General features: G+C 46.5%; 21 protein-coding genes and 1 tRNA gene. 10 read left to right on the forward strand and 12 right to left on the reverse strand.

Annotated features, from left to right (window positions below):
• Nucleotides 1-9: 9 nt before the first annotated feature.
• Nucleotides 10-1,194, reverse strand: a complete 1,185-nt coding sequence (locus tag QJS83_RS08185) for an RtcB family protein (RefSeq protein ID WP_284608695.1) — start codon at nucleotides 1,192-1,194, stop codon at nucleotides 10-12.
• A 44-nt stretch (nucleotides 1,195-1,238) separates the two neighbouring features.
• On the opposite strand from QJS83_RS08185, the gene QJS83_RS08190 reads away from it, so the two are divergent.
• Both QJS83_RS08190 and QJS83_RS08195 read left to right on the forward strand, forming a co-directional pair.
• Nucleotides 1,239-2,036, forward strand: coding sequence for a substrate-binding periplasmic protein (locus tag QJS83_RS08190; protein ID WP_284608696.1), 798 nt, complete (start codon nucleotides 1,239-1,241; stop codon nucleotides 2,034-2,036).
• Complete coding sequence (locus tag QJS83_RS08195) at nucleotides 2,033-3,073, forward strand: FUSC family protein (protein WP_284608697.1); 1,041 nt, start codon at nucleotides 2,033-2,035, stop codon at nucleotides 3,071-3,073. Before QJS83_RS08190 ends, QJS83_RS08195 begins: the two co-directional genes overlap by 4 nt.
• A 23-nt stretch (nucleotides 3,074-3,096) precedes the next feature.
• Here QJS83_RS08195 and aspA read toward each other — a convergent pair whose 3' ends face one another.
• Nucleotides 3,097-4,521: an aspartate ammonia-lyase gene (gene aspA, locus QJS83_RS08200; protein ID WP_284608698.1), complete on the reverse strand. Its 1,425-nt coding sequence runs from the start codon at nucleotides 4,519-4,521 to the stop codon at nucleotides 3,097-3,099.
• A gap of 31 nt (nucleotides 4,522-4,552) precedes the next feature.
• Nucleotides 4,553-5,581, reverse strand: coding sequence for an MBL fold metallo-hydrolase (locus tag QJS83_RS08205; RefSeq protein ID WP_284608699.1), 1,029 nt, complete (start codon nucleotides 5,579-5,581; stop codon nucleotides 4,553-4,555).
• Nucleotides 5,582-5,719: 138 nt separating this feature from the next.
• On the opposite strand from QJS83_RS08205, the gene QJS83_RS08210 reads away from it, so the two are divergent.
• Entirely contained in the window at nucleotides 5,720-7,267 is a 1,548-nt protein-coding gene (locus tag QJS83_RS08210; RefSeq protein WP_284608700.1) for an ArnT family glycosyltransferase, read from the forward strand.
• 34 nt (nucleotides 7,268-7,301) lie between these two features.
• On the opposite strand, the gene QJS83_RS08215 is transcribed toward QJS83_RS08210, so the two are convergent.
• The 5 genes from QJS83_RS08215 to QJS83_RS08235 all read right to left on the reverse strand — a co-directional run bounded on the left by QJS83_RS08215 (nucleotide 7,302) and on the right by QJS83_RS08235 (nucleotide 12,172).
• Nucleotides 7,302-7,964: an energy transducer TonB gene (locus QJS83_RS08215; protein WP_284608701.1), complete on the reverse strand. Its 663-nt coding sequence runs from the start codon at nucleotides 7,962-7,964 to the stop codon at nucleotides 7,302-7,304.
• 151 nt (nucleotides 7,965-8,115) lie between these two features.
• Nucleotides 8,116-8,481 (reverse strand): VOC family protein, encoded by a 366-nt coding sequence (locus QJS83_RS08220; protein WP_284608702.1) that lies wholly within the window; start codon nucleotides 8,479-8,481, stop codon nucleotides 8,116-8,118.
• A gap of 87 nt (nucleotides 8,482-8,568) precedes the next feature.
• Entirely contained in the window at nucleotides 8,569-9,000 is a 432-nt protein-coding gene (locus QJS83_RS08225) for a type II toxin-antitoxin system HicB family antitoxin (RefSeq protein WP_284608703.1), read from the reverse strand.
• A gap of 239 nt (nucleotides 9,001-9,239) precedes the next feature.
• Nucleotides 9,240-10,403: a DNA topoisomerase VI gene (locus QJS83_RS08230; protein ID WP_284608704.1), complete on the reverse strand. Its 1,164-nt coding sequence runs from the start codon at nucleotides 10,401-10,403 to the stop codon at nucleotides 9,240-9,242.
• A complete protein-coding gene (locus tag QJS83_RS08235) occupies nucleotides 10,403-12,172 on the reverse strand; it encodes a DNA topoisomerase VI subunit B (protein ID WP_284608705.1) in 1,770 nt (589 codons plus the stop codon). Before QJS83_RS08235 ends, QJS83_RS08230 begins: the two co-directional genes overlap by 1 nt.
• Before the next feature lie 204 nt (nucleotides 12,173-12,376).
• Here QJS83_RS08235 and prmC point away from each other — a divergent pair, with 204 nt between their 5' ends.
• Entirely contained in the window at nucleotides 12,377-15,130 is a 2,754-nt protein-coding gene (gene prmC, locus QJS83_RS08240) for a peptide chain release factor N(5)-glutamine methyltransferase (RefSeq protein ID WP_284608706.1), read from the forward strand.
• Nucleotides 15,123-16,376 (forward strand): UDP-N-acetylglucosamine 1-carboxyvinyltransferase, encoded by a 1,254-nt coding sequence (gene murA / locus QJS83_RS08245; protein ID WP_284608707.1) that lies wholly within the window; start codon nucleotides 15,123-15,125, stop codon nucleotides 16,374-16,376. The genes prmC and murA overlap by 8 nt, the downstream gene beginning before the upstream one ends.
• A 62-nt stretch (nucleotides 16,377-16,438) precedes the next feature.
• Here the strand turns inward: murA and QJS83_RS08250 are convergent, their stop codons facing one another.
• Nucleotides 16,439-17,338 carry a polysaccharide deacetylase family protein gene (locus QJS83_RS08250; RefSeq protein WP_284608708.1) on the reverse strand — a complete coding sequence of 300 codons (900 nt, stop codon included), beginning with the start codon at nucleotides 17,336-17,338 and terminating at the stop codon, nucleotides 16,439-16,441.
• A gap of 144 nt (nucleotides 17,339-17,482) precedes the next feature.
• The gene (locus QJS83_RS08255; protein WP_284608709.1) at nucleotides 17,483-17,878 is read right to left on the reverse strand and encodes a hypothetical protein; all 396 of its coding nucleotides are present in this window, start codon (nucleotides 17,876-17,878) and stop codon (nucleotides 17,483-17,485) included.
• A 261-nt stretch (nucleotides 17,879-18,139) separates the two neighbouring features.
• On the opposite strand from QJS83_RS08255, the gene QJS83_RS08260 reads away from it, so the two are divergent.
• From QJS83_RS08260 to QJS83_RS08275, 4 genes are all read left to right on the forward strand, one after another.
• On the forward strand, nucleotides 18,140-21,037 hold the full coding sequence (locus QJS83_RS08260; protein WP_284608710.1) for a tetratricopeptide repeat protein: 2,898 nt from the start codon (nucleotides 18,140-18,142) through the stop codon (nucleotides 21,035-21,037).
• 24 nt (nucleotides 21,038-21,061) lie between these two features.
• On the forward strand, nucleotides 21,062-21,370 hold the full coding sequence (locus QJS83_RS08265; RefSeq protein WP_284608711.1) for a hypothetical protein: 309 nt from the start codon (nucleotides 21,062-21,064) through the stop codon (nucleotides 21,368-21,370).
• A 40-nt stretch (nucleotides 21,371-21,410) separates the two neighbouring features.
• Nucleotides 21,411-22,703, forward strand: a complete 1,293-nt coding sequence (gene serS, locus QJS83_RS08270) for a serine--tRNA ligase (protein ID WP_284608712.1) — start codon at nucleotides 21,411-21,413, stop codon at nucleotides 22,701-22,703.
• Between the two features lie 89 nt (nucleotides 22,704-22,792).
• Nucleotides 22,793-22,882, forward strand: a tRNA-Ser gene (locus QJS83_RS08275).
• A gap of 49 nt (nucleotides 22,883-22,931) precedes the next feature.
• On the opposite strand, the gene aceA is transcribed toward QJS83_RS08275, so the two are convergent.
• A complete protein-coding gene (gene aceA, locus QJS83_RS08280) occupies nucleotides 22,932-24,257 on the reverse strand; it encodes an isocitrate lyase (protein WP_284608713.1) in 1,326 nt (441 codons plus the stop codon).
• On the reverse strand, nucleotides 24,220-25,818 hold the full coding sequence (gene aceB / locus QJS83_RS08285; RefSeq protein ID WP_284608714.1) for a malate synthase A: 1,599 nt from the start codon (nucleotides 25,816-25,818) through the stop codon (nucleotides 24,220-24,222). Before aceB ends, aceA begins: the two co-directional genes overlap by 38 nt.
• A 179-nt stretch (nucleotides 25,819-25,997) precedes the next feature.
• Here aceB and QJS83_RS08290 point away from each other — a divergent pair, with 179 nt between their 5' ends.
• Entirely contained in the window at nucleotides 25,998-26,642 is a 645-nt protein-coding gene (locus QJS83_RS08290; RefSeq protein ID WP_350159287.1) for a DedA family protein, read from the forward strand.
• Nucleotides 26,643-26,644 lie beyond the last annotated feature (2 nt).

A 26,644-nucleotide genomic window follows, 5' to 3' on the forward strand; every position in this document is an offset into this window, starting at 1 on the left:
GTCCAAGCTTTAACCTTTTACGCAGAGAACTTGTTTTAAAACCGCGACAACTTCGACAAGGTCACGCTGGTTTTGCATCACTTGATCGATGTCCTTATACGCCGACGGGATTTCATCGACAACGTGAAAATCTTTACGGCATTCAACCCCGGCCGTTTCTTCAATCAGGTCCTTCACCGTGAATCTTCTTTTTGCTTCAGAGCGCGACATTCTGCGCCCCGCACCGTGCGCACAGCTGTTGAACGATTCCGGATTGCCTTTACCGCGCACGATATATGAACGTGCACCCATTGAGCCCGGGATAATTCCCATATCCCCTTGCGCTGCACGAACCGCTCCTTTGCGAGTCACTAAAACGTTTTCTCCGTAGTGCACTTCACGAGTGGCATAATTGTGGTGGCAATTTACTTTCATTGAAAATGGCACAGGGGCGCCTTTCATGCCCACGTGATGAGAAATCACATCCAGGACACGCATTAACATCTCTTCGCGATTTTCCAAAGCATAGGCTTGCGCCCACTCTAAATCGCGCATGTAGTTTTCATATTCAGGCGTTCCTTCCACGTAGTACGCAAGATCGGGATCGGGCAACTTCGTGGCTAAACGTTTCATCTCACCTTTTGCATGGCGAATATGTTCTTCGGCGAGACTTTTACCGACGTTTCGAGAACCCGAATGCAACATCACCCATACCGAACCGTCCGCGTCCGTACAAATTTCGATGAAATGATTGCCGCCGCCTAATGTTCCCAACTGCAATGCGGCTTTTTCTTTTAAGCGAAGAAGGGAGACAAGTTCAGGAGCATGTTTCCAGCCCGACCATTCCTGCACGCGAGATGTGAGTCTTGTATTAGATTCAGTGCCGACAGGAATCGCCGCTTCTATGCCGGCGCGCAAGCGATCTAAGTCGTGCAAAACGCGATCGGGCTCTATATTTAAGCGAGCCGCAATCATGCCGCAGCCGATGTCCACACCGACCGCTGCCGGGATCACGGCGCCTTTCGTGGCGATAACGCTTCCCACAGTCGCTCCTATTCCCAAATGCACATCGGGCATCGCCGAAACATGTTTAAACACAAAAGGTAAAGACGCCACGTTTTGTAGTTGTTGTTTTGCCTGTGTTTCAATCTCCGCCTCGGGCGCCCAGATTTTCACAGGAACATGAGATGAAGTAAGGTTTGTTAAAACTGGCATAAAGGTAACTCACTGTTAGTGTTGTCTTGTGTTAATCTTAACACATGGCAAAGGCTCTGTTATTTATATTTATTCATCTTCTCGCCAGTGCGAGCCTGGCTCTTCCTGACAACTCACTGAGGATCGTCACAGAGAACTGGCCTCCTGTTACTTATGAAAAAGAAGGCCAAGCACAAGGCATGGCTGTAGAGCTTGCACATCTTATTCAAAAAGAAATGGGTGAAAGCGATCCTATCGAAGTGCTTCCTTGGCCTCGCGCTTATCACGTTGCTAAAACCCGGCCTAATACTTTGCTCTTCACAGTCGTCAGAACTCCAGAGCGTGAACAGCTTTTCACGTTGCTGGGACCTATCGCCAACGGCGAGATCGCCATTTATACTCGTCGCACTGCGGATCTAAGTTTTTCTGATTTAAACTATGTGAAAGAAAATTATTCTGTCGCTGTTCACAGAGGAACAGCCTTTCACAAAGTGCTCGAAGATAACGGTTACAAAAAGATCGTTCCGGTGAACTCATCGATCAGCGGACTAAAAATGCTTATGGCTGGGCGTGTGGATATGCTTTGTGACGACGTCCTGGCGATTCACAGAATTTCGGAAGAGGCGGGTTATCCTTATGACGCGCAAAAAAAAGTGACGTCTTTGCAACACAGCTCGCTTTACTTTGCGTTTTCCAAAAACACCGACAAAGACATCATTGAGAAATGGAAACGCAGTTTTGAAAAAATAAAAAAGAATGGCACCTACAAAGCTCTCTACAAAAAATGGTTCGGCCCCTTGAGTTCCCCTACTGAAGTTTTGTTGGTGTCCAATGGTAAAAAAGCCCCTATAATCGAATTATGAATCTGCGTGGCCATCTTGAAGAAGTTTTAAGAATAAATCCCGTTCCTTCTCCTTGGCCGCGTATGGTTGTTTCCGCTTTCGCAACTTTTATTCCTTTGATGGTCGGACTTTTTTTAAACCAACTGCCGATTTCTATCTTCGGTGCGCTGTTTGGATTTCTCTTGGTTCTTAATGATCATCTTGGAACCTTAGGCCATCGTCTTTGGGTCATCACTTTGACTTTTCTGATTATGCTGGGGGGACTGCTTCTCGGTGTGCTCACGCACAATCATCCTCTGCTCTTGTTTCCGATTTTGCTTTGTTTAACTTACTGGATGGGACTTTCAGCGGCCAAAGGGGCCGAACTGGAAAGAGCCGTTTTGTTTGGAACATTTCAGGTGCTGGCGGGAACATACACCGGAGTGCGAATGCAATATCTTGCTCCGCTTCTGTTGTACGCTTTTCTGGGATATCTTTGCGTCGTCGTGATCTTGTCTTGTCTGGTATTTATTCGCAGACACAATCCCAATCCCTTTGCCCGTCTGCGCAAAGCGCTTAAAGACAGTTTAACAACTGAGAAACATCGCCACCTTTATGCTTTTGCTTACAGTTTTTGCGTGCTCTCCAGCCTGTTTATTGTCGACTATTTTAAAATGAATCACGGCTATTGGGCTGTCGGCACAGTGTTGATCATCATGCGCCCCGAACCCAAAGCCAGCATCTATCGCAATATTCAAAGATTCTTTGGTACCTTGATCGGTGTTTTGTTGGCAGAGGCTTTGATCTTTACAATTCATTCTCCATGGATTGCCATTCCCGTCTTAGCCTTTATCAGTTTTTGGGGACCATGGGCCTTAAGCCGCAGCTATTGGCTGGGTTCCGCGGTCATGTCAGTGATGGTTTTGTTGTTGCTTGATATGCCCTATTTGGAGCGCGGAGATTTGCACACGCCTCTGTTGCGCTTGCAAGCAACAGGCGTAGGATGTCTGTTCAGTCTGATTGGCGTGGTGATCGCCAATCCGCAAATTCTTTGGAAGGACGCGCCTCCCAAAGAATAACGCCGTTTGAAGACGGCGGCTTTCTATGACTTGTTTAAACTGCCAATGTATTTCGGATTGATCAGGTTTTCGAAAGAGAAAATCTCGTCCAACTGGGCCTGCGTGACGACGCCTCTTTCAAGAGCCACATCCGCGACACTGCGACCTGTTTCCGCGCAGATCTTGCCAATCTTGTCCCCTTCATCATGACCGATAATAGGATCCAGATATGTCACAATTCCGATACTGTTCATGACGTAATCCCGACAGCGCGCTTCGTTCGCTGTAATTCCTTTGACGCATTTTTCGCCCAGAGTAGAGCACGCATGAATCAACAGATTCAACGATTCAAAAATGCTGGAGGCAATAACCGGCTCCATGACATTGAGTTGCAGCTGGCCCGCTTCTGCAGCCAGAGTGATCGCCAAATCATTGCCGATCACTTTGAAAGCCACTTGATTCACAACTTCCGGAATCACAGGATTTACTTTCGCCGGCATGATCGAAGAGCCCGCCTGCATTTCCGGCAGATTGATTTCTTTTAAACCTGCGCGCGGACCGGAGCTGAGCAAACGCAAATCATTACAAATTTTCGAAAGCTTCGCTGCCGTTCTTTTCAGGGCGCTTGAGATAATAATATAAGCGCCGCAATCACTTGTCGCTTCGATCAGATCTTCCGACTGAACGAAGTCATAGCCTGTGACTTCCGCCAATTTCTTGACGGCCAACGGGGCGTAACCTTCTGGAGCATTGATCCCGGTACCGATCGCGGTGGCACCTAAATTCACTTCAAGAATCAGTTTTTGCACGTTCTTGATCAGACGGCTGTCCTCTTTTAAAAGAGTGGCGAACGCATTGAACTCTTGCCCCAAAGACATAGGAACCGCGTCTTGCAATTGCGTTCTTCCCATCTTTAAAACATTTTTAAATTCCTTGCCTTTGGCATCAAAAACTTTCGCTAACTCGTCGATAGCCTCGACAGCGACATCCAGATGTTCATACAAAGCCACGCGGAACGCCGTTGGGTACGCATCGTTCGTCGACTGACACTTATTCACGTGATCATTGGGATTGATGACAGAGTACGTGCCTTTTTCCAAACCGCGTTTTTCCAAAGCGATGTTGGCAATCACTTCGTTGGCGTTCATGTTGATGGACGTGCCTGCGCCGCCCTGAAAAATATCGGAAGGAAACTGCAATCCCCATTTTTTCGGATCTTTAAGCACCACTTCGCACGCTTCCACAATGGATTGACCGATATCTTTAGGAATAGTTCCAAGTTCCATATTCGCCAAAGCGCATGCCTTTTTAACTAAAGCCAAAGCGCGGATGAAGTGCTCACTTTCACCGATCTTCTGTCCTGAAATTTGGAAGTTCTCCATCGCACGCAGCGTGTGAATTCCATAATAAGCTTCAGCAGGAACTTTCTTTTCTCCGAGCAAATCTTTTTCAATACGATATTTCTGCATATGTGTCCTACCTGTTTTCTAAATATGTCTTTTATAAACGCAAAGTTTCTCCGTGCTTCAAGACACGGAAAGATTCCGGACCGAGGCGCCGTTGTTCGAGGGCTTTGTGCAAGTCCTCCAAAGGCGCCAGCATTGTTTCATCGGCCAGACGAAATGTCCCCCAGTGCACGCCAATGGAAAGTTTCGCGTGCAAATCCTGATGAATTTGAATCGCCTCAGCCGGATTGACGTGTTGTTGTTTCATAAACCAGCGTGGTTCGTAAGCTCCGATCGGAATCAGCGCCACGTCGATGTCGCCCCACTTATCGTGAATGTCCCGAAAGTCTTTCGAGTAACCGGTGTCTCCAGTGTAGAGAAGTTTCAAGCTCGGAGCTTTGACCAGCCAACCGCCCCACAGGCTTTGGTTGCGAGAAAAAAGTTTGCGTTGAGTCCAATGTTGAGCCGGAGTAAAAACCAAAGAGATATTTTGAATTTTAACTTCTTCCCACCAGTCCAACTCTTGCACGTTCGTCAAACCTTCCGAACGCATCAGTTCCGCATCCCCTAACGGCACCAGGAACATTGTTTTTCCTTCGCCGCGCTTTTGCAGTTCTCTTAACGTCGGCAAATCCATGTGATCATAGTGACCGTGCGAAACCATGACGACATCTATCGGCGGCAACTCCGCCAGAGCAAACGGCAATGGCGCCAAACGCTTCGGCCCCGCAAAGCTCACCGGAGAAGCTCTTTCAGAGAACATCGGGTCCATCAAAATATTCACACCCTCGACTTGCACCAGGCTTGTCGCATGCCCGACCCACGTCAGCGTGTTATGCGCTTTATTAGCGCGAAGAAAAGCGGTGTCGGTTTTTACAATCTCCGGGGCAAAGACGGGTTCTTCAGGAGCATTGGTCCACAAACGCTCCCACTGCCATTTCCAGAAACTCGCTTTCGGTTGATTGTCATAGTTATTCAGAAATTGATTTTTTCCGTGATGAGGTTTTTTAGGATCGTAATAACGGAAGTTTTGACATCCTGAAAAAACAAGAAAACCAATAACTGAGAGCAGGGACCATTTCATTCACGAAGATTCTCATTGAGAGGCCTGTGAAGCAAGAAAGCTTCAATTTACACAATCAGTCATAGAGCGGATCTGTTGCCTTGCGCGCCATGAAATATTAGGACTGAGCTTTGACATTTTCAGAGCAAGGAAACAGCCGTGATTCGTGAGTTTTGGAAGCAACAAAGTACATCGCAGAAAGTCACTCTTCTCTTCATTTTGACGCTTTTATTCCGCGCTTTTTTCTCTCTCAGCATTGGCTTGATTGACGACGAAGCTTATCACTGGTCCTGGGCAAAATGGTTGCAGCTTTCTTACTTTGACCACCCGGCTATGATCGCGTGGCTGGAAGCTCTTTCGACCAGCATTTTTGGCGACACCTATCTGGGCGTGCGCTTCCCGAGCTTTCTGTGTTTTGTTGGAACAGTTATTCTTCTCTACAAACTGACACGCGATCTTTTTGATGATTGGGCGGCGATCTTTGTTGGCTTTGTGATTTTGTGGTCTCCGCTTTGGGGCTTTGGCGGTTACGTCGCTTCACCGGAGCCACCGTTCATGCTGTGCTGGGTGGGCGCGGCTTACGTCTTCTGGCAAGGCGTGCGTGAGGACTCAAAACGCTGGAGCATAAAAAAGACCTGGTTGTGGTTAGGTGTTCTTATGGGTCTCGGTCTGAACTCCAAATTTATTATTGCGTTGTTAGCGCCGGGGTTTGGTCTTTATCTTTTAGCCACTCCGTCGCGCCGTAAAGATCTTCTGACACCTTGGCCGTGGGTGGGCTTCCTCATCGCCACTGCTTTGTGTATGCCGATCTTTGCATGGAACCACATGCACGAGTGGCCTGGATTTAAATATCAATTCCACGACCGCCACACCGGCACCGAGTTCAGCGTGAATCGCTGGTTCACGTTCTTTGCGGCTCAGCTTTTGTTCTATACACCATTCTTGTACGTGATGCTGGTGCTGGCTTTCATCACGTCGATGGTGAAAATCAAAGAAGCGCGCTGGAGATTTTTATTCTGTTTAACGGTTCCTTCCGTCGCGATTTTTTATCCGCAGCCGTTGTTTGCTGAATACAAACCTCACTGGGTGGGTGCGGCCTTCACCCTTTTGTTGATGGGAGCCGGCTTCATTTGGTCGCAAGGTTTGCGATGGGGGCAAAAGCGTATCGTTAAGGCGCGCAGCAAAGTTTATACATGGGGCATTCTGGCGTTCTTTATTCCTCTGACTTTGATTGCTTACACACCTTTTGCTTATCCATGGATTCCAAAAGCCTACAAGCTTTTCAATCCTAACGGAGAATGGAAAACAACTTATGATTTCAGTAATGAATTCACCGGCTGGGAGGAGCTCGGCCGCTATGTGAATCGCCGTCAGCGCGAAATCCACGCGGAGAGCGGACGTAAGCCTTTCATCGCGGCTCACCGCTATGAAAACACCGCACAAACAACCTGGGGAACGAAACAAAAAGTTTACATGTTGAGCTCGACAGTCAGTCACTACACGGTCATGCAATCACCCGAGGAAATGAACAATCTCAAAGGCCAAGACGCGATCTTCGTCAGCACTGAAAAATATCCTGCGGATCCGATGGAGTGGGCAAAATGGGATGACTGTCAGAAGGAAACGCTCAAAACCTTCCGTCACGGCATTCATGCACGCACCTTCAATGTTTACTACTGTAAGAATTTTCAAGGCATCACAAGATAAATAAAAAAAGCTGTGAGAGAACCTCACAGCTTTTTTAATTAAGAACGTACTCGATTGGTACAGTAATGACCCACGTGGTTCGTTGAATCTCTTGCGGGAAAGGCTTCATACCATGGATGCCTTTCACAAGATCGTGAGCGGCTTGGTTCAAAGAATCATACGGTGTTTTCTCAACCACTTCGCTTGTAACTAAAGAGCCGTCCGCCGCGAGAGTAAAACGCATTGTTACTTTTCCCGTCTGACCCATTTTTTTCGCCATCACAGGATAACGTTTACGACGCTCCAGAAGTTTTTTAATTTCGTAGAGGTAGCGTTCTTCCGGAGAGACTTCGCTGCCGTTCGCAACACCCTCACGCCCCTGCAAAGCACCTTTATCGGAAGCTCCCTGAAGGGAACCTGCCACCTTGCCTGAAGAAGTTTGTTGCGGCTCTGGCTGCGATTGTGATTTTTTTGTTTTAATTGCAGGACCTTCAGAGTCGTCTGCGACAACGGGAGCTTTGACCTTCGGTGTCTTGATCTCTTCGACTTTAGGAGCTGCTATTTCTCCACCGTCTCCGTACATCAACTCCACGCCGACCGGAAGCGGAGAGACCTCGGGAACCGCCAAACCCAACGCCACGATAAACGCACTTCCATGCAGAAGAGCTGACAGAGCGACGGACTTATTAAGGTTCAGAGAAATCTTCGGTAATTTCATAGGCTTTTGGTAGCCATGGTTATAAGAGCGGCGGGCTAAAAACTCAACGTTCCGAGGCTATTAATTGCTTATAATGCATTTAATTCAAGATGACAGAGGCCAAGTGAAAGCTTACTGAAAAAATCACCGGCCTCTTTTCTCAAAATACCGGTTACTTCATGGAATGAAGTGCAACGCGATTGCCTTCAGAGTCTTCGAACATCGCAATGAAGCCGTACTCCCCGATGCTCTTTTTCTCGAGGATTGTCTTACCGCCTTGGGCGAGGATCTTCTTCATCGTGTCTTCAATACTCTTAACACTGAAATAGACCACAGTCCCTGAATGCGAAGGCTTATAATATTCGCCTTGAATCAAAGCGCCCGTAGCCCCTTCATCGTGATCCTGAAAGGGAAACATCGACATTTTGTACGGCGGACTTTCCATCGGCTTCATCTTCACGCCGAAGGCGCCTTCATAAAACTTCGTCGCACGATTCAAATCATTAACAGGAATTTCAAACCACCCAACAACATTCATAAAAATCTCCTTAGAAAGAGGAGCACATATTATGAATCTTCCCGAATCCTTAGCTAAGCAGAGAGTTTGTGTATTCCTGCACGGCGGTTAATCAACAAGATCATCAAGATGGAATCTGGGAAAAGCATTTTTGATTTTCACCAAAGTCTTCCATTCAGGATTTGCACGCTTAGGATCTTCAAGCCGTTGATAGTTTGAGAGGTTTTTAATACCTAACTTTTCCATCATCGCCACTTGCGTGAGTTTGCTTTTCAAACGAATTTCGCGAATACGATTGGCAATGGCGACAGATGGGTCCACCTCAACTTCATATACATTTCTTCCGGAAATTTTCTTCTGCGGTGAAGGAAAAATAATATTGGAGTCTTGAGGCTCGGACAGATGAAGATTCAAGGCTTCCGACATATTTTTTAGAAGCTCCTCTTTTGTCTCACCTTGTGTATAACAACCGTTGAGTTCCATACACACGGCCCAAAAACCACCCTCTTTTTCTTTATGGACTTTAAAATGATATTTCATTTCTTTCCCGCCAGTCTTTTTAGAAGAGCTTTTTCGAGTCCCGACAATTCTACCACTTTTAAGTGGTAATGAACAAGACCGACCTTATGAAGCCGCAAAAGCATTGTAATCACTCACCTTTTTAAAGGGAGCGCAAGCAAGAATGCTACCTACTGCTAACTGCAAATGAAAAGAATAACGGAAAAGGCTCCGTTCGGTATTAGGAAGAAAAAAGGGACCTTGTCGGTCCCTTTTCTTTTTTAAACGTATGATCCGCGTTTGATTTTTTCGAGGATCAATTTTTCTGTTTTGATTGGATCTTTTGGATCGACGGAGAAGTAAGACTGTTGCTCGCAACGGACTTTTTCTTTGATCAACCAGCGCAGGATGTCCGCCAAGTTTTTGTTCTTCTTGTCGAGGAAGAATGGATCGTTTTCCAAAGCATCTTTCGCTTTTTTCAAAGCGCGCGCTTCTGCTGGATCCGACTCTTTCACTTTGTAGTGAGGAAGATCGTATTTCTTCACGTCTTCAGGCAATACGCCCAAGAATTTCACGTTCGGTGCAGAGAAATCGGCGTTACGAATCAAAGAGGCCGCGGAACCGGCTTTCAACGTACGATAGATGTTTTGCAATGTGTACGCATCGAGGTCTCCGAAGAAGAACATTGGCACGTCCAACTCTTCTTGAATCAACTTCGCCCAGCCACGAACACCGTTCGAAGGAACCCCTTGAGCACCCATCACGATACAGTTGTTACGTTTTGTGAATCCCATCGTTACAAGGGTATTCGCCGTACCTTCAGATTCTACGATCAAGCAGAAGTCGATTTTCTTTTTCGCCTTCAACTTCAAAGCCTGGGGTTTGTTTTTTGGCTGGAACGGGGAAGTTCCCAACGTCGAAAGATCAATGATCGCTTTGTCACCGTCCGGAAGAGTTTCCGTCACAACAAGTTGTTGCGAGTAAGTCTGTCCGCCACGGTCATTGGCGAAAACGTTCAATTCTTCACGGTAGACTTCCAACATGTCACCGATGAAATCGATGATCGCGTCTGATTCCGGTTGATCTTCGAAATCCAAAGGTTTCAAACGAGGGTTGCCTTTAATCTCACCTTTACAGATGTAGTAAAGCTCACGCTTCGTATTGACGTTTCCCACATCCAGATTGCGAAGAAGGATTTCAAGGATAAAGACCACACGCGCCAGTTTTTGAACCGACGAAACGTTCAATTCGGTGCGAACAACTTTGTCGCCCGGAGTGAGGTAGCCCACTTTCGCATTGTACAAAGAGTTGTCCAAAGATGTTTTTACCGCCTCTAAAACAGGGCGCTTTGACATCTCTAGGTCTTTCAACATTTTGTCAGCCAAAATGCGGGCTTCTTTAGGAATATCGATTTTTAAATCGCGAATGCTTAATAGTTTTGCCATTACGCTTTTTTCCCAGTCGTTTTCTTAGTAGTAGCTACAGTTTTCTTTGTTGTTGTCTTCTTTGTGCCGCGAGGCTCGGAAGCTTCTTCAACAAGCTCTTCAGAAGTGATCACATCAATCTCTTCTTCATCGCCATGATCAATGCCTTTTTTCTTCTCGCGCTTTTTCTGCTCTAGAAGTTTAGACTCTGCCGCTTCCAAATCTGCCATCGCTTCTTCAGAGTCGCGACCTAGAAGTTTTCGCAAACCTTCTTCGGCTTTTTTCTTACGAGACTCCGGAGCTTTGATGATGCTTGCCAAACCTTCTACAAGGATGGGACCAAACTGCTCGATGTGCGCGAGTTTTCTTTCAAGATCCGCCTCTTTCACTTCTTTTTTGATGTGACGAGAAAGCTTTTGACCGGCTTGGATCAACGCCAAACGGATCTCTGCCACCAATTCTTCAGAAGCATCAATTGTTTCTTTCGAAGCATTTTTAAACTTGATGAACGGAGACACGATAGAAACCGCGAAAATATAAGGTCCTAGAGGAAGACTGTCTTTAGGTTGTCCCAAACCATAGGACTTCCAGTTCACAGACTCAATCGCCCATGTGATCGCACAACCAGATTTATCGAATTGCAACGGAACGCGGTTCGCGAAACGCAACAATGTCACTGGAGAATCCGACTCTTGATTGCGGTCTTTAAAACGCGCCAAAGCGACTTCCACAACCACAGGTTTGAAGTCACAAATTGTCGGTTTACGAGTCACAACCGCGAAGAAGTCGATCTCTCCCAAACGAGTGATGGACTTGGAAAGAGCCTCTTCGCCCACAGTCAAAACAGACTTCGTGGAAGGCGACATCAATTCGGTGTTTTGCACCGCTTGGAAAACTTTTTTGAAATCTTCTTCATTCAAAGACGTCAAAGGCTTTTCAAGAAGGGATTTTGGCAATCCGTGCTTCACGAAATCAGAGATAGACTGATCGGAAATACGCGAAAAACCTGTCTTCAAGAACTTCGAAAGAGTTGTTTTACCGAACAAAGTAGAGTGCGTGATGAACTCACCCAATTTGAACGTATGAGGATGCGGCAAAGATGCCTCTGGAACCTTCGGAACGTCTTGGCTCACGCGGTTCACAGTGACGAAATCGTTTTCCATCAATTTATATGTCACTGTCATATGAGGATTCACAAGAATCGTGCCCTCGATATATGTCACAATACCGCCGTCGCCGTTCAATTGAATACGTCCATCAAGAACGAATTCAACGCGCGTTCCGTGTTCACGATCCCAATCCAAAGTTTCTTTATTCTTTAAAACACCTGTATTGGATTTGATGTCCACGTCGACTTGCGCGGCGATGGCTTTACGCATTTTTTTAGTCTTAGAGACAACGTTAACCCCGCGAGCATTTGTCATTTGTGCCCACGTCGTCGCTGCAGAGATACCAATACCTTGTTGTCCACGAGAACATTGCCCGCGGCCAAACTTAGACGAAGCTAGATACTCACCGTAAACTTTGGCAAGGTCTTCACCTTCAATTCCCGGCCCGTTATCTTCGACAACAATGCGAATTAAATCAGTATTTTTAGTTGATCCCGATCCTACTTTAGAAACTTCAATTAAAAGATCAGGTAAAATGCCCGCTGCCTCACATGCATCCAAAGAGTTGTCTACGGCTTCCTTCAAAGTCGTTAAAACGGCTTTTAAAGGAGAAGAGAAACCCACTTGCTGGAGGTTCTTCGCAAAATATTCAGCGGTACTACTTTTAGTAATCTTACTCACGGTCGCTTGATCCTTCACGATGTTAACGAAATTTAATAATGACTTTGATAGGTTAACTCCAACGCATGGGGTTAAAGCAAGACTAAAGCCTCAACACTGCGTGGCGTAATTTTGAAATGTGAGCCTGAGCTTGTCTCTTTTTGAAGCTTTTAAGACCCGGACCCTTCATCAAAATTCAGACAAAGCCGATAAGTTATACATCATATGAAACACTGTACGTATCTGGTACTCGCATTTTTTCTTCTTTGGAACGGCGTCGTTTTTGCGGCCCCCAAAGCTCTTACGTATCAAGGTCGTATCATTAAGGATGACGGAACTCCTCTGGAGTATGCAAACACCAGCTTTCTTTTTGAAATCACGAGCCCCAATGGCGCTTGCGTGATTTATCGCGAACAACGTGACGGCGTGAATATGGTCAATTCCAAAGGGATTTTTGACGTTCCGATCGGTTCGGGCGCGAAACTTTTCCCTGCCGATCCGCTTTTCACATTGCTCGATGCCTTTAATAACTCTCAGGTTCATAACTGTTTTGGCGGAGCTACTTACACAGCCGCGACCGGAGACATTCGTTTATTGAAAGTGCAATTTCATGATGGCGTGGCTTGGCGGGTGATTTCTCCGTCGAGTGAGATTCGCTCTGTGCCTTTTTCCGCTTATGCGCAGTCCGCCGAGAAATTAGGTACAAAGACAGAGAATGATTTCTTCGTCAAAACAGGAGTACCTGCTTGTGCTGCGGGCGAGTTCTTGACCTGGAATGGAACGGCTCTTAGCTGTTCTGCGGTTGCAGGTGCTAGCGGCGGGACGGTCACGAATGTTTCCTCTGCCAATTCTTATATTTCTGTGAGCAATCCGACTTCGACTCCGCAATTAACATTGAACGTAGGAACAACGGCGGGCACGGTGGCTGCCGGGAATGATGCCCGCTTTAGCGATGCTCGCACTCCGACAGGATCAGCCGGCGGAGATTTGAGCGGTACATATCCGAATCCCTCTGTCGCTAAGATTCAAGGTGTAGCGGTTTCAGCTGCGGCGCCGACTTCAGGTCATTTTTTAAAATATGATGGTTCGCAATGGGCGAGTTCAGCTATTGCGATGAGTGATGTTACTAATTTAAATACGACACTCAGTAACTATCATACGGTGGCGGCATTTAATGCAGCCGTCGGAAGTGGGAACTGTGCGGCTCACCAAACGCCTTATTGGAATTCCGTTTCGGGATCTTTCCAATGTCAGGCGATCAATGTTTCCGTTGCAGGTGACGTGAGTGGAACTATTGGTGCGGTTTCCGTAAATAAAATCAAAGGTGTTGATGTTGATACAACAGGTTTAGCTTCAGGTCAGGTGTTGAAGTACGACGGCACGAAGTGGGCTCCTGCTAATGACTCGAATGCGGGCGGTACTGTTACGAATATCGCCACAGGTACTGGATTAAGTGGTGGTCCTATCACTTCCACTGGAACTATTTCTCTTGCAAACACTTCTGTTACTGCTGGCTCCTATGGATCAACAACACAAGTTGGAACATTTACTGTTGATGCTCAAGGGCGTTTGACGGCGGCATCGAATTCCGCGATTGCATTCCCCGTGACTTCGGTTGCAACTAAAACCGGTGCTGTCACTTTGGATTACGGTGATATCAATAGTGCTGCTTCGAAGTATCTTACTTATCGACCTAATAACGTTGCTTGTACGGATGGCCAAGTCTTGAAGTGGATTACTGCCAACTCTCGTTGGGAGTGTGCGAATGATACGGACACTTCTTCTGGTGGTACGGTTACGAATGTTAGTAGTGCCAATGCTTACTTATCTGTTGCGACAGGTTCTTCGACACCCGTTCTTACGGTGAATGTGGGAACAGCCGCAGGAACTGTGGCTGCTGGTAATGATGCACGTTTTACTGACTCGAGAAATCCGACTGGCTCTGCTGGTGGAGACCTTAGCGGTACTTATCCAAACCCAACTGTAGCAAAACTTCAAACGAAGCCCGTGAGTGCGACAGCACCAACAACAGGACAAGTATTGAAGTTTGATGGAACGAATTGGGCTCCGGCTGCGGATAGCAATGCGGGTGGTACTGTTACGAATATCGCGACGGGCACGGGCCTTAGTGGCGGACCGATTACTTCTACTGGAACTATTTCTCTTGCAAACACTTCTGTTACTGCTGGCTCCTATGGTTCAACAACGCAAGTTGGAACATTCACCGTGGACGCGCAAGGGCGTTTAACGGCAGCAGCGAATTCTGCGATCGAGTTGGTTCGTCGTCGTGGCTCTGGCGAGCCGGTCGCTTATATTCTTGGATATCGTGATTTCTTTGGACATCGCTTTGAAGTGAACTCTTCGGTTCTTATTCCGCGCCCTGAAACTGAACATATTGTTGAAGAAGTTTTGAAGTGGCAGACGGATAAAGAAGCCGCTTTGGGAATTATTGATTTAGGAACGGGTTCAGGTTGTTTAGGATTGTCTCTTCTTAAGGAGTATCCGAACGCGCGCCTTGTGTCTGTCGACATTTCTGATAAGGCCATTGAGGTCGCAAAGCGCAACGCCGAAGCCTTAGGTGTGGCGGAGCGAGTCCGCTTCGTCCACGCGGACGCTTCCCAAAAGGAGACGGTGCTGTCAGTCTACAGGGAGTTTTTAAATCGTGCAGACGTGGACCTTCTTGTTTCGAATCCTCCCTACATCGCTCAAAATGATCCACAAGTAGAAGAAAATGTTCGTAAGTTTGAGCCCGCGTCGGCTCTCTTTGCGGAAGATCAAGGTTTGGCTTTATTAAAGCAATGGACCCAGATGTATGGGACGCATCTCAGTTCTTCAGCCTTAGTACTTATGGAGATGGGAATGACCCAAGGTGACGCGATGAAGGCCTTCTATGAAAATCTAAACATATTTAACGAAATCAGTGTCATCAAAGATCTTTCCGGGCATGATAGAATCATTCGTGGAGTGAAGCATGGATAAAATGGTTGTTATGGGCAATGGCCCTCTTCAAGGTTCGGTTGCTACGAGTGGTGCAAAGAATGCCGCTCTTCCAATTCTCTTTTCAACTCTTTTGGCTGAAGGGGAGCATATCTTTAAGAATGTTCCGAAGCTTAAAGACATCGAATCAACGGCAGCTCTTCTTGAAAGCTTGGGCTGTGAAACGCGTTGGGATGGAGACACTTTCCGAGTGAAAGTTTCCCGTCTTCAATCGTATGAAGCATCTTATGATCTTGTTCGTAAAATGAGAGCGAGCTTCTTGTGTATGGGGCCTCTTCTTGCGAAGTACGGTGAAGCGGTTGTTTCACAACCGGGTGGTTGTGCCATCGGAAGTCGTCCGATTGATTTGCACTTAGAAGGTTTCAAAGCTTTGGGTGCCGAGATCACGCAAAAAGAAGGTTACGTTCATGCGGCTTCAAAACGCTTGCAAGGTGCGCGTTTCTTGTTCGAGACAGTGACTGTCGGCGGAACAGAAAACGTGATGATGGCAGCGGCGTTGGCACAAGGTCGCACTATTCTTGAAAATGCCGCGAAGGAACCCGAGATCGTAGATCTTGCTGAGTATCTAAATAAGATGGGCGCAAAAATTACCGGTCACGGAACAAGCGTCATCACTATTGACGGTGTTGAAACATTGAAGCCTGCAGAGCATTCGATCATGCCGGATCGTATTGAAGCAGGAACCTTGTTGATTGCGGGTGCTATTACGCACGGCCAAGTCACAGTTGAAAAGTGTGTGCCGGCTCATCTTGAGGCTTTGATTTTGAAAATGCGTGAAGCAGGTTTCAAAATCGAAACGACAAAAGATACGATGACGGTTTTCAAAACAGACGCGTGGGACGCGGTTGATATCACGACGGCTCCTCACCCACTTTTCCCAACGGATCTTCAAGCTCAGTTCATGGCATTGATGACAGTGGCGCGCGGAACAAGCGTTATCACAGAAACAGTTTTTGAAAATCGTTTCATGCACGTGCAAGAGTTGATTCGTTTAGGCGCAGACATCACGCCGAAAACACGTGTGGCTGTGGTGCGCGGTAAGCCAGGCCAGCTCACGGGAGCTCCTGTGATGGCAACGGACCTTCGTGCGAGTGCCTCGCTTGTGCTTGCGGGTCTTGTTGCAAGTGGAGAAACTGTTGTAAACCGTATTTATCACTTGGATCGTGGATACGAAAAACTTGAAGACAAGTTGTCTGCGCTGGGTGCAAAAATCCGCCGTATCGACTAACAGGTCCTAAAATTCGAAAAATAAAAAAGGCCCTGTCTAAGGGCCTTTTCTTTTATCTCTATCTATAATCCTAGAGCATCCATTTTTTCTTTTTCATAAGTGTCGTTTTCACCCGGATAACGAAGGATGTTTTCATATCGCCCGCTTTCCTTAGCAAGTCCCCACAAAATACTTTGTCCCGACGGCATGCTTTTCGGAAGCATCTGGAAGACAGGATCTTGAAAAGCTTTCTTTGCGTCGACAATCTTCCAGCCTTTATGTTTGAACATCGTTATAAGATCATCAAGAAAGAGAGCATTCAATAGGTTATAGTGAACTAAGATCGTGTGCTTCACTTCTCTACCTAAAACTTTTTTTGACAAATCATTGTAGTATTGAGCGCGATCCCACATGTGCTGAAGATAAAAGTCTTTAAACTTGCTCAGATCGAAGCTCGGATCCGATTTGATCTTTTCGCGAAGTCTTTGATCGATATACCAGTCAGATGCATCAATAGTGACATGACCAAAGCGGTAATCATTTTTTTTGAGCCAGTCGCGAACCGCATCTCTTTTTTCGGGAGTATCGCCTTCGGCTAACATAGGATAGCGGAAGATCTTTTCAAATCCTTTTTCGGCCTTGAGTTGTTCCTCGCAAGACTGGATATCTTTAATTTCTTCATCGGCGGTTACGTTTGCACCGAACTTGCGATGGTTTGTTGTATGGTTACCAAGGAAGTGTCCTGCGGGATTCCACTCACGCAATAATTTTCGGTCGGCTTCCGTTTGCAAGTGTTTGCAGGCAACGAACAACGCCGCTTTGGTTCTGTGCTTTTTGAGAGTGCCAAGAATCCGTTTATTTCTTTCGGTAGCATTCAAGAGAGTTTCTTCGTGAATATTGAAGTCATCCATCGTGATGCTAAATTTGGCGGCGGATGCAACAGATCCAAGAATTGTCAGAATAATAAAGAGGCAGTTTTTCATTCATCAAGAGTAGATCATGAAGACCGCGAGGGCAAAAAAGAAAAAGGCCTACATGGAGGGGGTCCGTAGGCCTTTTTAAGAGAAAAAAAGAAAAGTCTCAGCCCGCGGAGGGGATGGGGCTGAGACCCAATGATCAAGAGGCTATTATCTAACCTCGCTGATACCGAACACAAAGAAGACGACCGATTTGTTCCCAGAACCGAAACCAGGGAGGGGGTCCACAGTTTCAAGCTCGAAGTTGGGAGCAAGCTGATGTTCAAGTTCAATACCGCTAATCATAACTTTGAAACCAACATAAGGTGTTAGATCCATTTGTGACTTCAATACGAAGAATGTTTGCTGATCTTCCATCGCCAACACAAGCGACCCATCAGCCAAAGCCACGATTTCACCAACGTGTGTTTTGAAGTTGTAGTTTTGAAGTTCCGCTGCTGTTTGCTCTTCGCCTTGGAAATTGCTAGGAAGAACTCCTGCACGAGCGACTGCTGAAATCGCTAAAACAACCAAGATGTAGACTGCAATCAAAGCGTTACGAATCACTGACGTACTCCCCAAAATAACAACTAACGGTTTCTATTAAAGCAAAGCCTGTGCCAGTTTGAGACACTGCTCAAAACCGTGTAAATTCGATTTGAGGCACGAATTTAGAAAGTACCACACTCAATTCGGAACCAGGGGTAATTCCATAATGGGTCGGAGGTTCTATTCTGGAACCATTTTCTTAGACCAAAGCACAGGATAAGAAAGCTAGCCTCCGAGGCCATAGTCCTTTGTCAAAAAGCTCAGTATTATTAGGTGTCTATGTCACGTATTCAGGTCACTTGGGTTGTTAAAACGCGGAATGGTCAGGTTAAAGGACCGTATTCCACAGAAGCCATTCTTCGCATGATTGGTGAGGGGGTCTTTTCTGGTCAAGAGATGATCTCTAAACTTCCCGATGGCCAGTGGTCTCTTATTTCCAAAGAACCTGCCTTTTACGACAAGCTTCTTGAAGCTCTTGAAGGTGTCGTCGATGTTGATCCAAAAAAAGCGCAGAAGATGGAAGCAGAGACTGTCATCATACAGCCTCCCCGTGCACAAAAACAAAATCCACCGCCGCCGCAAGCTCCGAACCCCGAGAGCTTCGCAAATTTGCGTGTAGAAAAACCGAAACAAAAAGTCGACGTTTACGATACACCAGCGTATGTGCCGCCGGCGAAGGTTCCTTTTCAAAGCGTCACCTCGAACGATAAAAAATCGGACTCTGTCATTGAGCTTTCTAATTTGAAAAACATGGAGAAAGGCGAGATCGCCAAATCTCTAAAAATGCCGGCAATTATTCTCGCCGTTGCGATTGTGATCGGCGTGTTTTTGCTGTGGGACTCCGGTCCGGCCGATGGTTCTAAAATTCATTTGCTGGCCCCGGGAAAATCAGGCGCGACGCTGAACGATCAACAGGTAAAAGAAAAACTCAACGAAGCATTGTTCGCAATGGAGCAGGATACGTTTGAGTCTTATATCCAAGCGCAAAACAAACTCGTTTCCATTGTCGAAGGCGCGCCGATGAATATCGAAGTGCGTGCGCTTTTGTGTGTGGTATACAAAGAGCTTTGGCCTTTTGCTGTTCAAGATGCACAAGACGTTAAGACGATTGCGACGGCAACTCAGCAAACGCGGGCATTGAATGTTATTAGCCCTTTCGGTCAAGTGTGCGAGGCCGTGAAGCTCATGACCACGGGCCGTTACAAAGAAGCGAAAGGTGTTGTTGAGACAACTCTGGAAAGCAATGAACCTTTTTCTTTGCTTCCCGTTTTGTACGACTTCAAGGCGGAGCTTCTGGTTGGGGAAAGAGATTTCAACAACGCTTCTCCTTACTATGAAAAAGCCGTGCAACTTTGGGAAAAGTGGCTTCATCCGCAAGTTTCTTTGGCTAAAGTTTATTTGGAACAAGGTGAGTTCACTTCCGCTGCGGGAGTTTTAAAAAACGTCATTTCTAAAAATGCGAAACACAAAGAAGCTAAGATTCTGCTGGGGATTATCGAGTATCGCGGTTTTAAGAAAACGGACTCGGCCTATAGTTACCTCAGCACGGCCCTGGAGTCCAAGGGTCGCCTTAGCCAACTTGTGGAAGCTGATGGATACGCCATCCTTGCAGAGATTTATGTTCTGCGCGGAGAAAAAAGTCGTGCATTAGACGCTGCTCAAAAAGGTTTCTCTTTGAACCCGAATAACAACGAGATCCGTCAGCTTGTTGTTCGTTTGGGCGGTTCGGATAAGATCAAAGGTGAAAAAGGTCAGAACAACGAGCTTCTTTACCTCGGGGATCAGTATGTGCGCCAAGGCGACTTTTTGGCAGCACAGGCAGAGTTCAAAGCTGCTTTTGAAGTCGATCCTAAAAACGGAACGGCGGCCATGAAGGCGGCGAAATGTTTGTGGCAGTTGAATCAAAGTTTCGAAGCTATCGAGTGGCTGAATAAAGCAATTAAAGCAGAGCCGAAGTTAGTTTCCGCTTACGTTTTGCAAGCTGATTACATGTCACAGCGTTTTGATTTTGTGGGAGCTCTTCAGGTTCTTACGAATGCCACAAGAATCGCACCGAACAACTATGAAGTTTTGCGCGGTCTTGCAATGCTCGAATTCCGAAAGAATAACATGGTGGGCACCATCAACTATGCCATGCGTGCGGCGAAAGTTTATGACGGGGATATCGAAACGTTTATTCTTCTTTCAAAAGCCAATGGTTTGCTGGCGCGCTCGATTATGCCAATTAATAAAAAAGAAATTGAACGTAAAGAAAATGCCGCGAAAGATGCGATTCGATACGCGACCAAAGCTGTTGAGATTGATGCAACCAATCCGGAAGCACAAATTACTTATGCCAAGATGCTTGCGCAAACAAATGGCGTGGACTCAGGGATTAATTATCTCAATGAGCTGATCAAACGATTCTCTTACACTTTGGATTATCGCATTGCCTTGGCGGAAGTTTACAAATCTGAAGACCGCTATAGTCAGGCGAAAGAAATTTACGAAAAAGTTGTCGAGGCCGATCCAAAAAGCAAAAAAGGCTGGCTGGGATTGGGCGAGAGTGAAAAAGCTCTGGGCCTGAATGACAAAGCTTTGAAGGCTTTCTTAAGTGCGGCGGTTCTTGATCCCACTGATGGAGAAGCTTTGTTTCAAGCCGGTAAGTTATACTTAGAGACCAGTCGGTTTGAAGAGGCGATCCAGCAGTTTAAGCGTGTGCAAAGACTCAATGGCAACTACCCGCGTACCTACTACTACATTGGTAAAGCGGCGTTTTCTTCCGGGGATTTTGCAACGGCGCTCGAGGCTTCGAAATCAGAAAAGAAATTGAATCCTAATGTGGCGGATTCGTACATTCTTGCGGCGGAAGTTTATACAGCTCGAAAACAATATGCGGAATGTGCGGCGGAGTATTCGCATGCGATGAAGCTGCGCCCTCAAGGTGCGGATATTTATGTAAAATCGGCCACATGTTATCGCCAATCAGGCTCGCTGGATGTCGCTGAAGACATGTTGGCGTTGGCGGCGGCGCGCGAAAGTGGTTTCGCTGAAATTTACCGGGAGCAAGGCGCTATCTATGAACTGAAGGGTGACACCCGTTCTGCGGCGCAGGCTTATAATAAATATTTAGGCCTCTCGCCAAACGCTCTGGATCGTGCTGAAATAGAAAACAAAATTTTACGGCTCGGCAACTAAGGAAGGCATCGGAGGAATTTAGCCATGGGAATCGGCGACAAAATGAGAGGGTTGGCTTCAAGCGCACAAGAAGGAGCCAAATCATCGGCTCTGTCTTTATTTCATATTACTTTGCGTTTTATCACAGGCGTCCTTCTTGGAATGACCTTGGGCTTTATTGGTCAAGAGTTGATGGACTATGGAACTTTTGCTCTTCTTTTTGTGATTGTGGTGGTTTTAGGCGTGATCATGAAAATGTTGGCGAGCTGGAGTATTGCGCAAATTTTGATCTTTGATCTGATCTGCGTTCTTGTAGTGATGCTTCTTAGAATGTATATATTGGTGGCCCCGTAACGGCCGGGCGAATGGGATTTTTTAGTAAAGGACGTTGAACATGATTGATATTAAACTTCTTGAGAGAAAAGCAGAGAGCGGACCATCTTACTTCGATGAATACAAGCAAGGGTTGATCAATCGTGGTGCCTCGACAGACGTTCTTGATCAAATTATGGAGCTTAATAAAAAGCGTAAAGAGTTGATCACTCAAGCTGAGACCGCAAAGGCGAATCAAAATAAATTGAGCGGCGAAATTGGCAAGCTTAAGCGCGAAGGCAAAGACGCGTCTGCGATTTTAGCCGAAGTGGATACGTTAAAATCTCAAGTGAAAGAATTGGAAGCGAAAGCTGCGGAGGCAGATCAACAGGTGACGAACTTGGCGCTGATCATTCCGAACAAGCCCAATGCGTCTGTTCCCGTGGGAGCTTCTGCTGACGAAAATAAAGAAATCAAAGTCGTTGGAACTCCGACAAAGTTTTCTTTTAAAGCGAAAGAACACTGGGAGCTCGGCGAAGCTTTGAATATCATCGACTTTGAAAGAGCCGGCAAAACAACAGGAACGCGTTTCGCCTTCTTGAAAGGTGCTGCCGCTCAGATGGAGCGCGCATTGATCCAACTTATGATGGATTTGCACTCTGCCAAGCATGGCTATACAGAGATGATTCCGCCGTTCATGGTGAATAGTAATAGCTTGCTCGGCACGGGGAATTTCCCGAAATTTAAAGAAGACGTTTTCCACTTGGAAGGGTCTGATCTTTATTTGATTCCAACGGCTGAAGTGCCTGTGACGAACTACTTCAACAATGAGATTTTGGATGAAAAAGATCTTCCGAAGAGTTTCTGTGCTTACTCTCCATGCTTCCGCTCTGAAGCAGGAAGTGCAGGCCGAGACACGAAAGGTTTGATCCGCCAGCATCAGTTCGACAAAGTGGAGTTGATGACGTTCTGTCATCCGGATAAATCTTATGAAGTTCACGAGGCTTTGACGTCTCATGCGGAACAAGTTTTGATCAACTTGGAGCTTCCATTCCGTCGCATGCTTCTGTGCACAGGTGATATGGGTTTTGGATCCGCAAAAACTTATGATTTGGAAGTATGGCTTCCGGGACAGAATGCTTACCGCGAGATCAGCTCATGTTCGAACTTTGAGGATTTCCAAGCCCGTCGTGCAAACATCCGTTTCCGCACGGCTGGAGGAAAACCTCAGTTTGTTCATACATTGAACGGCTCTGCCCTCGCAGTAGGCAGAACCTTGGTGGCTATACTAGAAAACTACCAACGCGAAGACGGCTCTGTCGCAATCCCAAAAGCTCTGCAAAGCTACATGGGCGGCAAAACCGAAATCCGCTAAAAAAGGTGCCTGCTTGTTTTTTCTGGCTACAATGCGTTAAGCTTAACAACTGCTTGAAGTCTCTCGTCAAAACCCATAAAACGGTCGACGGAGAGTTGGTAGAGTGGTTGAATACACCAGTCTTGAAAACTGGCAGGCCTTCGCGGGCCTCGAGGGTTCGAATCCCTCACTCTCCGCCATTTAAAAAAGCCGCTTTGAAGCGGCTTTTTTCATTTTAACTCCTTTAAACTATCTTCGAGCAGGTTGAACTACGGATTGTTTTTTTGCGGCCGCAAACTGTTCTTCTGTGGAGCCCTTCAACGCACCCGTGGAAGCTTTGCCGTCCATGACAGTTTGTAACACTTGATCGAAGTAACCGGTGCCAACCTCCGCTTGGTGTTTGACGGCCGTGTAGCCGTGTTGCGCGGCTGCGAATTCTTTATCCTGTAGGTCCACATACGCGGTCATGCCTTCTTCGGCGTAGCGATGAGCCAAATCAAAAGTGTAGTAATTAACAAGATGCCATCCCGCCAACGTGATGAATTGAAATTTGTATCCCAGTGAACCTAAGCGCGCTTGGAAATCTGCGATGTCATCGTCGTTCAAATGCATTTTCCAATTGAACGAAGGGGAGCAATTGTAAGCGAGAATTTTTCCCGGATACTTTTTGTGAATCTCACGGGCAAAGAGTTCGGCCTCCTTCATATCTGGTTTGGAAGTTTCAAACCATAGAACATCCGCCCAAGGAGCGTAAGCTAAAGCGCGAGCGATCGCATGCTCGATGCCGCCTTTGATGACATAATATCCTTCGGGAGTTCTTTCGCCGGTAAGAAATTTTTTATCGGCCGGATCGATATCTGAAGTCATGAGAGTCGCGCTTAAGGCATCTGTGCGGGCGACAATCACAGTCGGCACGTCTAAAACATCCGAAGCAAGACGAGCAGCTTGCAGCGTACGTGTGAATGAACTTGTCGGAACTAAAACTTTTCCAGCGAGATGCCCGCATTTTTTTTCAGCTGCGAGCTGATCCTCAAAGTGAACGCCAGACGCGCCGGCTTCAATCATCGCTTTCATAAGTTCGAAGGCATGCAATGGTCCGCCGAACCCCGCTTCCGCATCGGCAATAATAGGAGCATACCAATCAAGACCTTTAACATCCTCGTTGGATTGATTCGCGATTTGATCCGCGCGCATGAAAGCATTATTAATTCTGCGCACAAGAGTCGGCACGGAGTTGCAGGGGTAAAGACTTTGATCAGGATACGTGCTTCCGGAAAGATTGGCGTCGGCGGCAACCTGCCAACCGCTAAGATAAATTGATTTCAAACCTGCCTTCACCATTTGTACGGCTTGGGCTCCAGTCATCGCGCCGAAGGTATTTAGATAGCCTTCGCCGTTCAAAGATTTCCAAAGTTTTCTAGAACCCAAATCCGCGATCGTGTGTTTAATCGGAATGGTTGTGCGCAGTCGAACGACGTCCTCCGCAGAATAATTTCTTTGGATTCCTTTCCAACGTTCATCTGTTTTCCACGTCTCATTAAGCTGGCGAGACTGAAGGTCCTTGTTTAAAATCATGAGCGGCTCCTTTAAGATATGTTTGATTTAAAATTTCGTAAGCGCTGATGGTCATAAACTCGTGGAATTGTTTAGACAGCACGAGGGAGTTAAGAAGCTCAACGGCTTCATCCAAGCAAGGGAGTCTGTGCGGAATAAGTTTAATGACTTCTTCCTGCAGAAGCTCGCGGTAGTATTCAGGTGTGAAAACGCGGCCGTTGGAAAGGTGTACTCGGTGATGAAGCCATTGCCACAATTGACTGCGGGAAATTTCAGCCGTAGCGACGTCTTCCATCATATTATGAAGAGCTGCAGCACCCGTTCCAGTGAGCCAGCGATCTATATACATCAAACTGATGTTGATATTTGTGCGCACTCCCTGCTCCGTGATTTGATTTTTCGCGGAGGGAAGATTTAACAGGTCTTCGCTGCGAATCGCGATAGGAGGCATGGCGTGCATTTGATGGGGATTATCCTTTAGAACACGAGTGAGCTCTTCTTCAGCAACAGGAATAAGATCCGGGTGAGCGACCCACGTGCCGTCGAAGCCAATGCGCGCCTCTCTTTTTTTATCTTCTGCAACTTTTTTAAATGCGTTCTGCGTGAGTTCTGGATCGCGGCGATTCGGAATGAACGCGGCCATACCGCCAATGGCATGTGCTTGACGACGGTGGCATGTTTGCACAAGCAAGCGGCAGTAAGCATCCATAAAAGGAGTGCTCATCGTAATCGAAGAGCGATCGGGCGTAAGAAACTCTTCGTGTGCATGAAACTTTTTTATAAGACTGAAAATATAGTCCCATCTTCCAGCATTGAGTCCGGCGGCGTGATCTTTTAAGGCGTAAAGAATCTCTTCCATTTCAAAAGCCGCGGTGATTGTTTCAATCAGGACCGTCGCGCGGATAGTTCCGCGTGGAATTTGCAAGCGGTCTTGAGCAAAATTGAAAACGTCATTCCACCAGGCCGCCTCTTCATGATTCTCAAGTTTAGGAAGATAAAAATAAGGACCTGTACCCCGGCGCAGAAGCTCCGTAGCGTTGTGGAAGAAATAAAGTCCAAAATCAAAAAGGGATGCCGAAATGGGCTCGCCGCGAATCAGGAAATTCTTCTCGTCGAGATGTAATCCGCGAGGACGAACAACCAACGTCGCAGTCTTTTCATTGAGTTTGTATATTTTATCTTCGGCACTGTGTACGAGTGTTCTTCTGACTGCATGTTGCAATGCTTTTTGGGCCGTTAAAATATTTGTCCAACTGGGCGAAAGGGAATCCTCAAGATCCGCCATGAAAACGCGGGCTCCAGAGTTGAGGGCGTTGATCATCATTTTTGGTTCGGCGGGACCGGTGATCTCGACACGGCGATCACGGAGATCATGTGGAGCTTCTGCAACTTGCCACTCGGATCTGCGTATTTCTTCCGTATGTGGAAGGAAATCCGGTCGATGACCCTCGGCAAATCTTTCTGCTTGAGTTCTTCTTTGAATAAGTAAGTTTTGTCGCAGATTATCGAATTTTTCGTGTAAGGAAATGAGAAACGCTGCTGCTTCAGGAGAAACGATTTCGGACTTAAGTTGTTCACTCATGACAGCACCCCTTGGATTTAATTAAAGAGTGCTGAATTCAGTTTTGTTTTTCAAATGACGAAGAAGAAACTTCCCTTGTATTTACGCACGCTTAGAGTTTTTAGTCGAGGTCCACCGATAAACAACATAACTTCTCGCTTGCGCTTCCGAGTTTTTACAAAGATTCTAGGAAGCCTATGATGGAAATCGTCGATATTATCCTGCATCTTGATCAACACATTCCCGAATGGATCGCTTACTTTGGTCCGTGGTTGTATGTGATTTTATTCCTTATCATCTTTGCAGAAACGGGCCTTGTTGTGACTCCGTTCTTGCCAGGTGATTCTTTGTTGTTTGCCTTGGGTGCATTTACAACCGTAGAAAATGGATTAAACCTTTGGATTCTTTTATCGAGCTTAACGATTGCAGGCATTTTGGGAGATACCGTTAACTACCACATTGGTAAGTACGTCGGTCCCAAAGTCTTCGAAAGTAATTCGCGCTTCTTTAAAAAAGAGTATCTTGATCAGACACATGCATTTTATGAAAGATGGGGAGCTTTTACGATTGTAGCCGCTCGTTTTGCTCCGATCGTTCGTACATTTGCTCCGTTTGTTGCTGGAATTGGAGCCATGAATTATAGAAAGTTTTTGGCGTACAATGTGATTGGCGCGGTTGCATGGGTTTTCATCTTCGTTCTCGCGGGGCATTTCTTTGGAAATCTTCCTGTTGTTAAGAAGAACTTCCACATCGTGATCTTTGGCGTGATCGGTGTATCTTTGATTCCAATTATTTGGCCGTGGATTTCAAGCAAGCTCCAAAAACTTAAAAGAGCGCAGCACTAGAC

The sequence above is a fragment of the Bdellovibrio sp. 22V genome, from assembly GCF_030169785.1.
Lineage (GTDB): Bacteria > Bdellovibrionota > Bdellovibrionia > Bdellovibrionales > Bdellovibrionaceae > Bdellovibrio.

Coding starts and splice junctions, on each gene's coding strand:
- murA (WP_284608707.1), top strand. CDS start 15,123: ATGGATAAAATGGTTGTTATGGGCAATGGCCCTCTTCAAGGTTCGGTT.
- QJS83_RS08215 (WP_284608701.1), bottom strand. CDS start 7,964: ATGAAATTACCGAAGATTTCTCTGAACCTTAATAAGTCCGTCGCTCTG.
- aspA (WP_284608698.1), bottom strand. CDS start 4,521: ATGCAGAAATATCGTATTGAAAAAGATTTGCTCGGAGAAAAGAAAGTT.
- QJS83_RS08195 (WP_284608697.1), top strand. CDS start 2,033: ATGAATCTGCGTGGCCATCTTGAAGAAGTTTTAAGAATAAATCCCGTT.
- QJS83_RS08250 (WP_284608708.1), bottom strand. CDS start 17,338: ATGAAAAACTGCCTCTTTATTATTCTGACAATTCTTGGATCTGTTGCA.
- serS (WP_284608712.1), top strand. CDS start 21,411: ATGATTGATATTAAACTTCTTGAGAGAAAAGCAGAGAGCGGACCATCT.
- QJS83_RS08220 (WP_284608702.1), bottom strand. CDS start 8,481: ATGAATGTTGTTGGGTGGTTTGAAATTCCTGTTAATGATTTGAATCGT.
- prmC (WP_284608706.1), top strand. CDS start 12,377: ATGAAACACTGTACGTATCTGGTACTCGCATTTTTTCTTCTTTGGAAC.
- QJS83_RS08205 (WP_284608699.1), bottom strand. CDS start 5,581: ATGAAATGGTCCCTGCTCTCAGTTATTGGTTTTCTTGTTTTTTCAGGA.
- QJS83_RS08230 (WP_284608704.1), bottom strand. CDS start 10,403: ATGGCAAAACTATTAAGCATTCGCGATTTAAAAATCGATATTCCTAAA.
- QJS83_RS08185 (WP_284608695.1), bottom strand. CDS start 1,194: ATGCCAGTTTTAACAAACCTTACTTCATCTCATGTTCCTGTGAAAATC.
- QJS83_RS08290 (WP_350159287.1), top strand. CDS start 25,998: ATGGAAATCGTCGATATTATCCTGCATCTTGATCAACACATTCCCGAA.
- QJS83_RS08190 (WP_284608696.1), top strand. CDS start 1,239: ATGGCAAAGGCTCTGTTATTTATATTTATTCATCTTCTCGCCAGTGCG.
- aceA (WP_284608713.1), bottom strand. CDS start 24,257: ATGATTTTAAACAAGGACCTTCAGTCTCGCCAGCTTAATGAGACGTGG.
- aceB (WP_284608714.1), bottom strand. CDS start 25,818: ATGAGTGAACAACTTAAGTCCGAAATCGTTTCTCCTGAAGCAGCAGCG.
- QJS83_RS08225 (WP_284608703.1), bottom strand. CDS start 9,000: ATGAAATATCATTTTAAAGTCCATAAAGAAAAAGAGGGTGGTTTTTGG.
- QJS83_RS08265 (WP_284608711.1), top strand. CDS start 21,062: ATGGGAATCGGCGACAAAATGAGAGGGTTGGCTTCAAGCGCACAAGAA.
- QJS83_RS08260 (WP_284608710.1), top strand. CDS start 18,140: ATGTCACGTATTCAGGTCACTTGGGTTGTTAAAACGCGGAATGGTCAG.